The sequence below is a fragment of the Desulfosarcina sp. BuS5 genome (assembly GCF_028752835.1).
GTDB lineage: Bacteria > Desulfobacterota > Desulfobacteria > Desulfobacterales > BuS5 > BuS5.
This window is the reverse complement of record NZ_CP087952.1, coordinates 3304643-3317934: the sequence shown is the minus strand read 5'-3', so window position 1 is coordinate 3317934 and position 13292 is coordinate 3304643. Positions and strand designations below refer to the sequence as shown.

Below are 13292 nucleotides of genomic sequence, written 5' to 3'. Positions count from 1 at the left end.
TTGTTAAATTAATATTTCTGTATCTTCCAAGTGATTACAGTAAAATTTAGAAAACGCAAGCAACTAATTATTATAGAAAAAGCAGTTGACGAACAATTGGATCGAGCAGAATGACACAATAAAAGTACCAAAACTCTATTTATCAAAGAACTATTTTTCGAAAACTCAAGTATATATTAGGGGAATAAATATGGCTTCAAAAAAATTCAAAGGTGCAATTTTTGATCTGGATGGTGTTATCACCGGAACAGCGCGCGTACATGCTTTGGCCTGGGAAAGCATGTTTAATCTTTTTCTCAAGCAGATTGCGGAAAGAGACAAGAAGCCGTTTGTGCCTTTTGATAAAGAAAGGGATTATATAGAATATGTAGACGGAAAACCAAGGCCAAAAGGCGTGCAGAGTTTTTTAGAGTCAAGGAATATTGAGGTTCCTTATGGGGAAATTGATGATTCTCCTGACACAGAAACGATTTGCGGAATGGGTAATAAAAAAAATATTGATTTCCAGGATGTACTTCGCCGTGAGGGGCCGGATTTGTATGAAACTTCAATTAAATTGATAAAAAAGCTTAAAAGAAGGGGAATCAAGGTAGGAGTAGCCTCCTCAAGCAGAAACTGCCAGATTATTCTTCAACTGGCGGGGATTGAAGATCTTTTTGATACTCGTGTTGATGGGGAAGTGTCGCTGGAACTAGGTTTGAAAGGTAAGCCGGATCCTGACATTTTTGTTGTAGCTGCAAAAAATATCGGCCTAAAACCAGGAGAATGTATGGTGGTGGAAGATGCCATTTCCGGAGTACAGGCCGGAAGAAACGGTAACTTCGGTTTGACCCTGGGGGTGGCAAGGGATATTGACGGATCGGTACTCAACCAGAACGGGGCAGATATTGTAGTACAGGATCTTGGTGATATCAGCGTTAACGATATAATCGACTGGTTTGAAATCGGTATTCAGGCTGACGGCTGGAACCTGAACTATAATTTTTTTGACAAAGAGAATGAGAAATTAAGAGAAACCCTTACAACGGTGGGCAACGGATATTTCGGCTCAAGAGGCTGTTTTGAAGGCGCGCAAGCTTCCGAAATACATTATCCAGGAACTTATATCGCCGGCATATACAATAAGCTTTCGACAAAAATTCAGGGTAAAAATATTTATAATAACGACTTTGTCAATTGCCCGAACTGGATCCTGATAGAATTCAAGATAGGCACCCAGGATTTCAAGAATCCGCTTGAGATGGAACTTATTGATTATAAACAGACCTTGTGCGTCCAGGACGGCGTAATGATGCGGTCGATAATATGCAGGGACAAACTCGGAAGGCTTACAAAAATCAGAACAAAACGGATTGCAAGCATGGAGGAACCGCACCTTGCCGCCATAGAATATAACTTGACCCCATTAAATTATTCAGAAAAAATCACAATAAGATCCTCACTGGACGGAACTGTGATAAATGATGGCGTTGCCAGATACCGAGACTTGAAATCAAAGCACCTCTCTCCCATAGCACAGGGCAAGACAAGAAACGGAATCTTTCTTCATGTTCAGACCAACAGTTCAAAATACCAGATAATTATGAATGCCAGAACAGGTGTAAATGTAAACGGAAAGCCGCTACCGTTTACAAAAACCCTTTATCAAAAAAAAGGTTTGATCGGAGAAAAAATTGAACTATCTGCAGATGAAGGCACAACTTATTCCCTGTCAAAAATTGTCAGCATTTATACTTCCCTGGACAAGGATATTACAAATTTAAAAAAAACCGCTTCCGAAGCTGTTGCGGCTTACAAAACATTCCATGAAGTTTATACTCCCCATTCCAGGGCATGGAAAAGGCTCTGGAAGCAGTCAGACATAATCATAAAGGGAGACAGGTTAGTACAACAAACAGCCAGACTGCACATTTATCATCTGCTTGTCACGGCATCTCCGCATAATAAAAATATAGATGCCGGGATCACAGCGCGCGGCCTTAATGGAGAGGCCTACAGAGGGCATATATTCTGGGATGAGATTTATATACTTCCATTTTATAATCGCTGTTTCCCTGAAATCAGCAAAGCATTGCTTATGTATCGCTACAAGCGGCTTGATGCCGCCCGAAAATATGCAAAGGATAACGGATATAAGGGAGCAATGTACCCATGGCAAACTGCTGATGACGGAACCGAAGAAACCCAGATAGTACATTATAACCCCAAAGACGATTCTTGGGGCCCGGATTTAAGCTTGCGCCAGAGGCATGTTTCGATTGCTGTATTTTATAATGTCTGGTTGTATATTAAAAGCACCGGCGATATAAAGTTTTCCGCCGATTACGGTGCTGAAATCATGCTTGAAATAGCCAGATTCTGGGCCAGTATCGCAAATTTTGATGATACAACCGGAAAATATCATATTAAAGGCGTGATGGGGCCTGATGAATTCCATGAAAGACTTCCCGGGACAGATGAACCTGGCATTCAGGATAATGCCTACACCAATATTATGGTTGTATGGCTTTTAGACAAAGCCCTTGATCTGTTTAATGAGCTTGGTGAAAAGAGACTTAAAAAACTATCCGAAAAAATTGGCTTTGATATCAGTGAAACGGATAAATGGCGTGAAATGACCAAAAAAATGAATGTTATTGTGGATAGTAACAGCATAATCAGCCAGTTTGATGGATACATGGATCTTGAAGAGCTGGATTGGGATAAATACCGTAAAAAATATGGCGACATACATCGTCTGGACCGTATTCTGAAAGCTGAAGGGAAGAGCCCGGACGACTATAAACTCGCCAAACAGGCAGACGTCTTGATGATGTTTTATATCCTTTCGCCGGAGGAAGTTGGAAACATTCTGAACCGGCTTGGTTATAAAATAGACGATCCATTAGATTTGCTGAAAAAGAACTATGATTTTTATGAAAAAAGAACCAGTCACGGCTCGACCCTCAGCAAGGTTGTACACGCGGTTGTATCCAGCTACATCCATTCAGGCGCGACGGCCTGGGACTGGTTCCTGGAGGCTGTCAAAAGTGATATTTACGATACCCAGGGCGGCACTACTATTGAGGGAATCCACACCGGCGTCATGGCCGGCACACTGGATGTTATTATACGATATTTCGCAGGAATAGATTTTTCGGGCAGTAATCCGGTTATTAATCCCCATCTTCCGGAACACTGGTATAGCCTGGCGTTCAGGATATGTGACAAAAAAATCTGGTATAATTTTGAATTTACAGAAAAGAATCTCTCTGTAATGGTTGAAGCAAAAGGTAAACCCGATGTTACTATTACAGTAAACGGACAGCAGGTGGTGCTTCGATCAGGAAAGAAAAAAAATATCAAAACAAAAAAATAAATAGATTAAGTATATGGACGAAAAAGTAGGGGCACTGATGTATCGTGCCCCTATATCCTTAGCAGCATGAACTTGTTGAACCGCACCCGGAGCATCCTGCGCCGGCTTCAATCTTTAGACCGGAAGTAAGTTTAAAACCCATCTGCATAAAATCTACCATTATCGGCTTTGCTTTCTCCATAAATTTTTTATCAACAACATATTTAAAATTGTCAATATCATACACATGATCGGTATCTTTTGGCTCATCCAGAGCCATCGCTAAGGAAGGACCTCCTCAACCACCCTCATTTAAAAATATCCTGATCGGTTTAACCTCTTTTCCTTTAAAAAATTCGGTCAGCTCACTTGTCGCTGCCTCAGTAACTTCAAGCATAATTTTCTCCTCATAAAAAAAGTATTTTTAATGTTTAATTCTCTTCATATCCAAATTAGTCACTGGCATTGAATTTGTCAATCCAAACAAAAACATTAAATCAGTTTAGAAATATAATCTTTGTATGTTTTGTAATTATCTAAAGAAAACTGAATAAAAATAACCTGTTTGATAGAGAACTCCTCTTTCAGAAAAGCACAGGTTGTATCAACGGCAACTCTGCAGGCATCTTTAGCAGGATATCCGTAGACGCCACAGCTTATTGCAGGAAAAGCAATAGATTTAACATTATTTTTCAGGGCAAGTTTAAGGCAGTTATGGTAACAAAGAGCAAGCAGTATGGGATCTTCCTTTTTCCCGCTGTATACAGGGCCGACAGTATGAATAACATACCCGGCTTTAAGCTTAAAGCCTGGTGTAATTACCGCCTCACCTGTGGAGCATCCTCCCAGACCCCTGCAATAATCCAAGAGCTCCGGCCCTGCTGCTCTATGTATGGCGCCATCCACACCGCCGCCGCCCAGAAGAGTATTGTTTGCCGCATTGACTATGGCGTCAACCTCAAGAATAGTAATATCACCCTGCATTATTTCTATTCTATCGAGTATCTCTTTATTCATAATAAATATTCCTCGCTAATTAATGCCTGAACGAAAACTAAAAATAGATACCATTTCAGATATTTAAACATTATTCAAGAAACGAAGATTTTCGAAAAGCTGTTAGCATTTAGCCGTTAGCTATTGGCTCAAGGAACTATCTGTGTGATTTTAAAAGCTAACAGCTAAAAGCTATTGGAAAACATCCTTAATCTACCGGAAATATGGCAATTTCAGCTTTTCGTTAAGGCGCTAATTAAATGCATAGATTTAGGTTTGTTTGATCTGCAATCATAAAAGTTGCCGGTTAAAACAAATTTGCGGCATTTTTTTGCATAATTTCAAAATCTTTTTCTGTCAAACCGGCGCCGCGCACTATCCTGGCAGCCTCTTTTTGATTTATAAGGTCTCCAGGCTCATGTGCATCGGAATTAATTACAAGTCCGGCGCCGATGCTTTTTGCAAGTTTTGCAACATGGCCATTGGTTAGAGAATGCCCTTTTCTGGCAGATATTTCCAGCAGGATTCCTTTTTCCTTAGCCTTAACAACCTCTTCCCCTGTAATAAGTCCGGGATGAGCCAGTACATCAATGTCCGCTTCAAGCGCAGCATTATTGGTTCCCGGAGCTACGGGTTCGGCTATGGTTTCTCCATGCACTATAATTATTTCAGCGCCAAGGGAACGCGCCTTTTGTACAGTATTAAAAATAAGAACCGGGGGCACATGCGTAATTTCAATGCCTGGTATTACTTTTATCTTAACAACCCTGTTCAACTCATCAGCTAGTGCCGCTATTCTTGGAATTATAAAATCAATATTGGACGTGTCGCCATGATCCGTAATCCCAACTATTTTCAGTCCTTTAAATTCAGCGCGTCTTACCAGCTCCGCCGGTATCAGGACACCGTCGCTGAAAATTGAATGCATGTGCAGATCTATCATTAGAATCTCACTATTTATGGTCTTATTGTTTTAAACCTTGTATTTCCCAAAATCTTCCGGGGAAAGGTTCTCCAGATAATCAGCCCATTTTTTTCCTTCTTCACTCTTATCCAAAATCTCGGCCGGATCCGAGCCGGCGGTTATTGCAGATTTTTCAATCACCTTCTCATCTACAAAAATCGAAGCCTTAAAGCGTAAAGCAATTGCTATGGCATCACTTGGCCTGGCATCCATGCAGAATGAACTCTCCAGGCCGGTAAAATAGATTTTGGCAAAATAGGTGTTTTCCTCAAGATCGCATATCTCTATCTTTGAAATTGAAATATTGAGCCGGTCCAGAAGATTTTTGAAAAGATCGTGGGTCATTGGTCGTTCAAAATTTATATTTTGCAGGATAGAGGCTATGGATGAGGCTTCAAACAAACCGATCCAGATAGGGATCATATGGTCACTTTCCTGGGATTTTAAAATAATAATCGGTGTGTTTGATGCCGGATCGATGGTCATGCCTGCAATTTGTACTTTATGCAACATAACTATTGTCTCCTTTCTTATCAGATAATCGAGGCTCCGGAACGACAAGCTTACCCTTAAGAGAATGTAATAATGCTTTTTTTATTTTGACGTCAACAAGTTTACCTTCATAGATTCGATCAGACATTGAGCCGTCAGAAATTTTCCGATCATTATCATGGAAAAAATTCACAATTTTATTTGTTGATGTACGCCCGGTCCACTGGAGATTGTTGTTTGAATCATATTGGTTATCCATATCCTGTTTTTTACTTAAACCTTCCACAAGAACAGGTTGAATTAACCCTACCAGTGAACTGTTTTTTTGGGCGGTAAAACCTTCCTGAAGTTTCAGGATCCTTTGTAACCGCGTACGCTTTTCATTTTCAGAAATTTTATCGCTAAATCCGGCCGCCTTTGCATTGGGACGATCAGAATATTTAAACGCAAAGATGCTATCATATTCCACCTGTTTCATCAGTTCAAGCGTATCTTCAAAATCAGACTTTGATTCACCCGGAAACCCGGCGATTAAATCTGTTGATACGGCAATATCAGGGCAAATTTCCCGCAATTTCTCAATTTTTTCCAAATATTCCTCCCTGGTATATTTCCTGTTCATCCTTCGTAAAATTCTATTTGATCCTGACTGCACCGGGAGATGAATATGTTTGCATAATTTGTCAAGATTTGCAAAACATTCAATCAGCTCATCGGAAAGGTCCTTGGGATGTGATGTGGTGAACCTGATACGCTTTAATCCCTCAATTCGATTTATGGAGGCTAACAATTCGGGAAATGTGCTGATACCCTCTTTTTTCCCATAGCTGTTTACATTCTGGCCTAGTAATGTGATCTCTCCGGCGCCGGATTTAACCAGTGCTTTTATTTCCCTAATAATTGCCTCCGGCTTCCGGCTAAGCTCCTTCCCACGCACATAGGGCACCACACAGTACGTGCAAAAATTTTCACACCCCTGCATAATAGTCACAAACTTGGAAATATTTATATTCTGATCATACTGGAGAACCGATTCAAGAGAATTTTTTTGATCTGACATACCGATGTCGACTATCCTGCATCCCTGCTGTTCAATCCGCTCTACCAGTTCAGGCAGACGCCCTGCGGCATGGGTGCCGAAAACCAGATCCAGACAGGGAACGCGTTGAAGGAGCTTTTTACCCTCCTGCTGTGCTACACAACCACCAACGCCAAGAATAAGACCCGGATTTTTTTTTTTCAACCTTGCCAGACGTCCTAAAAGCGAGAAAACTTTCTGTTCCGCCTTTTCTCTGATGGCACATGTATTGACAATAATTAAATCGGCACGTTCGGAAAATGGAATCAGATTATAACCTAACGCTTTTAATCGTATGGCCATCTGCTCGGAATCGTATATATTCATTTGACAGCCGATTGTAATGATGTGCAGATATTTGTTTTTCATAATTTTGAAACTGGCTCTCCGGTATTATTAATTCCCTATAGGGAACGGGTTCGATACTGCTTCAATCATAATGTTTTTTTCAAGGTCTTTAATAATCATTTCAACTTCCTCTTCACATCCTGGAGCAATATTTATCACTACAATCCCCTTGGCAGGGTCTATGGTAGTCAATACTGCTATCCCGTCATAAGCCTCTATGATAAACTTCAGGAAGCAGATCTCCCTGCGGTCAATACGAAAATATTTTTTTATTGTTTTCAAGTCCGACAAGCCTGCATAATCTTTTCAATAGCACCATTATCCATGATTTTTCAATAATAAAATCTCCTGATTATAACGGATTTGGGGCAGGTCCCCGTGCCTCTCCTTTATGCAAATCGTTCCATGGCAACCTCTGAACAAAATCGTACTTATCTGTTGTCCAATCAAGTCTAATATTATATACGTCATTATATGGAAAAAAAATGGCATATCATGCAGCCGGATATTGAATCTGTCCGAAATATTAAAAGAATATTAAAATGTGACTATATAACGGCGGCTTTGCTCGCAAACCGTAATATTATATCAAAAAATAGTCTATCCGCATTTTTTCATGCACCAATAAGCAGCATTCGCAAACCTTTTTTATTAAAAGATATGGATGCTGCGGTAAGAAGAATCCATACTGCTATTATCAATAATGAAAATATTCTTGTATTTGGCGATTTTGACACTGACGGTATAACAGCAACTGCGATGCTTGTTGAATTTTTACGTTATACAGGAGCAAGTGTATCTTACTATATCCCGCATAGAGTCAAGGAAGGCTATAGTCTTCAACCTTCCCATATTTCCGAGTCCTTAATACCTGACAATATAAATCTTATCATAACGGTGGATTGTGGTTCAACCAGCCATGATGCTGTTAACACAGCGAATGCAGCCGGTATAGATGTAATTATCACTGATCATCACAATATATCGAACAGCATACCTGAAGCATGTGCAGTGATAAATCCCAAACAGAAAGATTGCCTTACCGGGGTGGATGATCTTGCAGGTGTAGGCGTTGCTTTTTACCTTATCATAAGCTTGAGAAAGTACCTGCGCAACATGAAGTTCTGGCAGGGAAAGCCTGAACCGAATTTAAGAAAAAGCTGTGACCTTGTAGCACTCGGCACCATAGCCGATATGGTTCCCCTTTTGGAAGAAAATCGAATACTGGCCAGAACAGGTATTGAAGTTATCAATTCAACCCGCAGACCAGGTATTAAGGCTTTGTGTCATCTTTGCGGTATAAATGATTTTTCGTTGGATGGAGAAGATATCGCTTTTAAGATCGCACCGTTATTGAATGCATCCGGAAGAATGGCTCATGCAAAAGAGGCTGTGGAGCTTTTATTGACACACGATAACCGTACCGCCGGAAAAATCGCAAAGGCTCTGATTGATATGAATCTTAAAAGACGGGAAACAGAACAGGTGGTTTTTGATGAGATTAATAATTTTCTTCAAAGAAACCATCATATGCTCGAACTGAAAGCTCTTATATTGTCGGACAAGAGAGCTGATAATGGATGGCATCCGGGTGTGCTCGGAATCGTTGCTGCAAGACTTGCAAAAAAATATCACAAACCGGTCATGCTTATAGCTGTCACAAACGGAATCGGCAAGGGATCAGGCAGGAGCATTCCAGGTTATGATATTCATGCCGGTTTAAAGAACTGTTCCGATCTCCTGGAAGGCTTTGGAGGTCACTCCATGGCTGCCGGATTAAGCATCAAAGCGGAAAATATACCTGCATTTCATAAAATTTTTGAAGATACTGTGCTGAATACTACAAAAGAAGAAGACTTAATACCCGTAATTTCCATAGATTATGAGCTTGATTTTGACGATATTACAAATGCCCTGCTCAATAATATAGAGAGATTAAAACCCTTTGGAACAGCAAATCGAGAGCCGCTTTTTATGGCCGGAAATATCAAAGTGGCCTCATCAAAAATTGCAGGCGGCAGGCACAGGAGCATGCTTTTAAAACAACAGGGATCAAAGACTGACAGGCTTATTAATGCTATTCAATTTAATGTCGATATCAACAAGCCAATGCAAAACCGTTATGATCGCATGGCATTTCATGTCAAATGGAATCGCTGGAACGGATCAAGGACTATGCAAATAATTGTAGAAGAGATGTGAAATATTTCTTGCATTAATATAAGGTAGTAGTTATTACTCTAAAAATATGTTGTAATTACTTATTAATATTTCAAGGTGTATTAAATGGCAAAAAATTTCAGGCCAAGTAATCGTGAAGCAAGCATCCTGTCTAAGATAGAATCATCTAAAGAATATGCGCGAAAAAAGGCAGTATCCGGAATAAAGGACTGTATAGACCCTCTTTCAAATTCCATCGCCATGAAACTTGTAGAAGATAAGCTTGTTGAAACAACAAACAAAAACAAGATTGAGGAACAGATAGTTAAGTGCCTCGACAAATTAAGTCGAGCAGAAGATTTCGATATCGATTATTTTATCGCGCCATATAGACAAATTGCGACGCAGCCGCATGTTGTGAGCCTGTATGTAACGGCTTTTGTGATTGAGCAGCTTATAAACCATAAAGATGTTGTTGATATATTCGGTTCGGATGAAGATATATACTTAAGTATAAACAAGCAGGTAAAGAAATACCTTCCCTGACAATGAGACCGGCCCTTCACCCCAGGCTTATTAATAAGCCTTTTGACGATCCCGGGCTTTTCATATCATTCTTATATGAAAAAAGAGCTATTCTTTTCGATTTAGGCGATATCAGCGCTCTTTCCGCAAAAGATATTCTTAAAATTACCCATGTGTTTGTTACCCACACGCATATGGATCATTTTATCGGCTTCGACAGACTGTTGCGCCTATGCCTGGGACGGGAAAAGAGGCTTTACATTTATGGCCCCAAAGGATTTTTTCTTAATGTTGAAGGGAAACTTGCCGGCTACTCATGGAATCTTGTTAATCATTATAAAAATGGATTGGATCTCATCGTAACCGAGGTTCATGCCGAATACACTATTTCCAGGGAATATAGATGCAAGGATGGATTTATTCCCAAAAAAAAAGCGGAAAAATCAATATTTAACGGGATACTGCTTAAAGAACCAGGCTTGTTTGTCCATGCAAAAATTCTTGATCATAAAATTCCATGTATAGGTTTAGCCCTCAATGAACAATTTCACGTCAATATAATGAAAGACCGTGTCCTGCAACTAGGGCTTGAAACCGGTCCCTGGCTTAGGAAATTCAAACAGGCATTGTATACTTCCAAAGATTCCAATTCGGAGATTGAAGTAAATACAGAAGGGAAAAAAATTTCATTAAAAAAACTGAAAAAAAATATTGCCAGGATAACCCCGGGCCAGAAAATAGTATATATTACAGATGTGGGATTCAATAAACCTAATCTGGGAAAAATAATTGAACTTGCCGGTAATGCGGATCATCTCTTTATAGAGGCGGTTTTTCTTGAGAACCTGCAGGATATTGCAAAAAAAAAATATCACCTTACAGCGCGCCAGGCCGGAATGATAGCCGGCATGGCGAATGTAAAAAAGTTAACCCTGTTTCATTTTTCGCCTCGATACCAGGGAGAGATAAACCTTTTGTACAATGAAGCCAAGGCTGCATATCAGGAGTTTGCCGTTTCTTAGGCATTAGGCATTAGGCATTAGGCATTAAAACAATTCACCTTATTACGGTATGCTAAACTTATTTCCTTTAATCTCTTTTTTTCCTTGATAAAACGGTCTTTCATCCCCTTAAGCCATTTTTTGTGCTCCATCACATCTTTTTTGCTTAAAAACAGCTCATGCTCCCCTCGTGCAATTTCAAAGACAGGTTTGTCGTTAATAATATTAATAACGCCTTTATTGCTGCAAAGCATACACCTGACCATATTATCCCCAAGAAACCGAAAAGTATCTCCACCGCAGAGAGGACAACTCGGTCCTGTTTTTTTCAGCCTGGCGCCAAAAAGGGAGGCCGCCATATCTGATGCGATTTTTTTATTCTCATCACTGAAAAATATTTCTCCGGGCAGCGCCCCGTAGATAATGCGGCTGTATTTATTATCCGCCAGAACAAGCTTCAAAAAACTGTTTATGCAAAGAAGGGTATAACCTTCTTTGCCTTTTATCCCGGCTATACCTGCAGCCACCGCAGGCTTGCCCCATAAACTGTCAACGTGGGCATAGAATGACAGGCCCCTGTCCAGCAATCGCTTTAGGGAGGCATTAGCTCCTAAAAAATACGCCGGTACAGATAAAATCAAAGCATCAGCTTCGATGATAGATTTTAATACCATATCAAAATCATCATTTAATACACATTTTTTCTCCTTAAAAAGGCATCTGTAACATCCTCTGCATGGCTGGATATCCAGTTCAGGAAGACGTATAAGCTGCAACTCATGCGGTTCGGATACCTGTCGACTGATCTCTTTAATCATGATTTCGCAATTGCCGAGCCTGCGTGGTGAACCTGTTAAGCCGAGAATTTTTTTCATTATAGCCGCCTATGGGTTAAGGGTAAGGATCAAATTCATATATACGAAATCTGCTTAATTTTCAATGGTTAGAATATTGATTTTGACCAATAATTATTTTATAGTTACAAATTATGTAGCCCCAAGCAAAGAGTCTCGGAGAAAAACAATATGAAAACAAAAGTAGCTATAGTCAAGTACGAAAAGCCTGTTGAATCTGTGGGAAAAGCAATTGCTCTTTCCGGAGCTTTGGACAAACTGAAAAAGGGGGATAGGGTTTTTATTAAACCGAATATTGTCTTCTGGTCACGCAGTGTTGCCATGCCGCCCTGGGGTGTTATCACAACAACCAGAGTTGTGGAGGATGTGCTGCGACAGGTTATAAAAAGAAAGCCTGGAGAGATTATCATAGGAGAAGGCACTGTCACTTCTGATCCCAAAGATAGAGAAACACCCGAGCATGCTTTTGAAACCCTGGGCTATAATAAAATAGCGCGGAAATATGGAGCAAAGATAATTAATGTTTTTGATAAAAATTTCCGACAGGTTGATCTTGGAGGTGGTATCCGTCTTAATCTGGCGGAAGATCTCCTAAATGCTGATTTTGTTATCAGCCTGCCGGTGCTTAAAACCCATGCCCAAACCAGGGTCTCACTCAGCATGAAAAACATCAAGGGATGTCTGGACATGGAGAGCCGGAAGCTTTGTCATTCTGCTGATATGATAAATGATCTCGATTTTCATGTTTCACGTCTTGTAAAGGCATTGCCTGAAGCATGCACAATAATCGATGGTATTTACACCCTGGAACGGGGACCTGCATATACCGGTAATGCCAGAAGAAGTAACATTATTCTGGCATCTTCCGATCTGCTTGCCGCCGACATTACTGGCGCGGCCCTGTTAGGATTCAATCCCGCGGAAGTACCCCATATAAAAATGTGCTGCAAAGAAGCCGATATTTTTCCGTCACCGGAATCTGTTGAGCTTGTCGGCGAGCCCCTGGAAAATATGGTGAGACCGCATAAGTGGGCTTTCCCGTATAATAAAGATGATACTCTGCCCTTAAATTTGGAAAGAATCGGCGTAAAGGGTTTTTCTTTACCCAGATATGATCATAGCATCTGCACGTACTGCTCTGAATTGATGGGTCCGATCCAGATGACCATAGGAAAGACATGGGATGGGAAAGCTTTTGATGATGTTGAAGTTTTAACGGGAAAGATTCACCGTCCCACTCCGGGGATGAATCATACAATCCTTTTGGGTCAATGCCAGGTTAAATTAAACAAAGAGAATAAGCATATAAAAAATCGAATCCTGGTACCCGGCTGTCCGCCAAAAATCGATAAACTTATTTCCGGGCTGAAAGAATCCGGCATTGAGGCCGATCCCGCTGTTTTTGAAAATCTTGATATGACTCCGGGTCTTTTCATGAAACGCTACAAAGGAAAAACCGAATTTTCTCAAAAATTTTACCGGGCTGACGAAAAATTAAATACCTCGGAAGGTTATAAATTGCCTTTTTTTCGGTGAG

At 40.4% G+C, this 13292-nt stretch carries 12 protein-coding genes; 5 read left to right on the top strand and 7 right to left on the bottom strand.

From position 1 onward, the window contains the following. Positions 1 to 190 precede the first annotated feature (190 nt). Complete coding sequence (locus BuS5_RS16125; protein WP_027353756.1) at positions 191 to 3358, top strand: beta-phosphoglucomutase family hydrolase; 3168 nt, start codon at positions 191 to 193, stop codon at positions 3356 to 3358. A 58-nt stretch (positions 3359 to 3416) separates the two neighbouring features. Here the strand turns inward: BuS5_RS16125 and BuS5_RS20585 are convergent, their stop codons facing one another. The 6 genes from BuS5_RS20585 to BuS5_RS16095 form a co-directional block, all read right to left on the bottom strand. Further along, a complete protein-coding gene (locus BuS5_RS20585; RefSeq protein ID WP_198012238.1) occupies positions 3417 to 3734 on the bottom strand; it encodes an IscA/HesB family protein in 318 nt (105 codons plus the stop codon). Positions 3735 to 3829: 95 nt separating this feature from the next. Next, entirely contained in the window at positions 3830 to 4354 is a 525-nt protein-coding gene (locus tag BuS5_RS16115) for an O-acetyl-ADP-ribose deacetylase (RefSeq protein ID WP_027353754.1), read from the bottom strand. Positions 4355 to 4640: 286 nt separating this feature from the next. Further along, on the bottom strand, positions 4641 to 5276 hold the full coding sequence (locus BuS5_RS16110; protein WP_027353753.1) for a histidinol phosphate phosphatase domain-containing protein: 636 nt from the start codon (positions 5274 to 5276) through the stop codon (positions 4641 to 4643). A 30-nt stretch (positions 5277 to 5306) separates the two neighbouring features. Further along, the gene (locus BuS5_RS16105; RefSeq protein WP_027353752.1) at positions 5307 to 5810 is read right to left on the bottom strand and encodes a bifunctional nuclease family protein; all 504 of its coding nucleotides are present in this window, start codon (positions 5808 to 5810) and stop codon (positions 5307 to 5309) included. Further along, on the bottom strand, positions 5800 to 7236 hold the full coding sequence (gene miaB / locus BuS5_RS16100; RefSeq protein ID WP_035265254.1) for a tRNA (N6-isopentenyl adenosine(37)-C2)-methylthiotransferase MiaB: 1437 nt from the start codon (positions 7234 to 7236) through the stop codon (positions 5800 to 5802). Before miaB ends, BuS5_RS16105 begins: the two co-directional genes overlap by 11 nt. A 27-nt stretch (positions 7237 to 7263) precedes the next feature. Continuing rightward, complete coding sequence (locus tag BuS5_RS16095) at positions 7264 to 7497, bottom strand: DUF4911 domain-containing protein (RefSeq protein ID WP_027353751.1); 234 nt, start codon at positions 7495 to 7497, stop codon at positions 7264 to 7266. Positions 7498 to 7689: 192 nt separating this feature from the next. Here BuS5_RS16095 and recJ point away from each other — a divergent pair, with 192 nt between their 5' ends. From recJ to BuS5_RS16080, 3 genes are all read left to right on the top strand, one after another. Beyond that, the gene (recJ, locus tag BuS5_RS16090; RefSeq protein ID WP_027353750.1) at positions 7690 to 9417 is read left to right on the top strand and encodes a single-stranded-DNA-specific exonuclease RecJ; all 1728 of its coding nucleotides are present in this window, start codon (positions 7690 to 7692) and stop codon (positions 9415 to 9417) included. An 84-nt stretch (positions 9418 to 9501) separates the two neighbouring features. Further along, positions 9502 to 9921 carry a hypothetical protein gene (locus BuS5_RS16085; RefSeq protein WP_027353749.1) on the top strand — a complete coding sequence of 140 codons (420 nt, stop codon included), beginning with the start codon at positions 9502 to 9504 and terminating at the stop codon, positions 9919 to 9921. A 2-nt stretch (positions 9922 to 9923) separates the two neighbouring features. After that, positions 9924 to 10922, top strand: coding sequence for a ribonuclease Z (locus BuS5_RS16080; protein WP_027353748.1), 999 nt, complete (start codon positions 9924 to 9926; stop codon positions 10920 to 10922). A gap of 17 nt (positions 10923 to 10939) precedes the next feature. Here BuS5_RS16080 and BuS5_RS16075 read toward each other — a convergent pair whose 3' ends face one another. Beyond that, complete coding sequence (locus tag BuS5_RS16075; protein ID WP_051374737.1) at positions 10940 to 11776, bottom strand: flavodoxin family protein; 837 nt, start codon at positions 11774 to 11776, stop codon at positions 10940 to 10942. Positions 11777 to 11926: 150 nt separating this feature from the next. Here BuS5_RS16075 and BuS5_RS16070 point away from each other — a divergent pair, with 150 nt between their 5' ends. After that, entirely contained in the window at positions 11927 to 13291 is a 1365-nt protein-coding gene (locus BuS5_RS16070; RefSeq protein WP_051374736.1) for a DUF362 domain-containing protein, read from the top strand. Position 13292 lies beyond the last annotated feature (1 nt).

Coding starts and splice junctions, on each gene's coding strand:
- BuS5_RS16125 (WP_027353756.1), top strand. CDS start 191: ATGGCTTCAAAAAAATTCAAAGGTGCAATTTTTGATCTGGATGGTGTT.
- BuS5_RS16115 (WP_027353754.1), bottom strand. CDS start 4,354: ATGAATAAAGAGATACTCGATAGAATAGAAATAATGCAGGGTGATATT.
- BuS5_RS16110 (WP_027353753.1), bottom strand. CDS start 5,276: ATGATAGATCTGCACATGCATTCAATTTTCAGCGACGGTGTCCTGATA.
- BuS5_RS16105 (WP_027353752.1), bottom strand. CDS start 5,810: ATGTTGCATAAAGTACAAATTGCAGGCATGACCATCGATCCGGCATCA.
- miaB (WP_035265254.1), bottom strand. CDS start 7,236: ATGAAAAACAAATATCTGCACATCATTACAATCGGCTGTCAAATGAAT.
- recJ (WP_027353750.1), top strand. CDS start 7,690: ATGGAAAAAAAATGGCATATCATGCAGCCGGATATTGAATCTGTCCGA.
- BuS5_RS16085 (WP_027353749.1), top strand. CDS start 9,502: ATGGCAAAAAATTTCAGGCCAAGTAATCGTGAAGCAAGCATCCTGTCT.
- BuS5_RS16080 (WP_027353748.1), top strand. CDS start 9,924: ATGAGACCGGCCCTTCACCCCAGGCTTATTAATAAGCCTTTTGACGAT.
- BuS5_RS16075 (WP_051374737.1), bottom strand. CDS start 11,776: ATGAAAAAAATTCTCGGCTTAACAGGTTCACCACGCAGGCTCGGCAAT.
- BuS5_RS16070 (WP_051374736.1), top strand. CDS start 11,927: ATGAAAACAAAAGTAGCTATAGTCAAGTACGAAAAGCCTGTTGAATCT.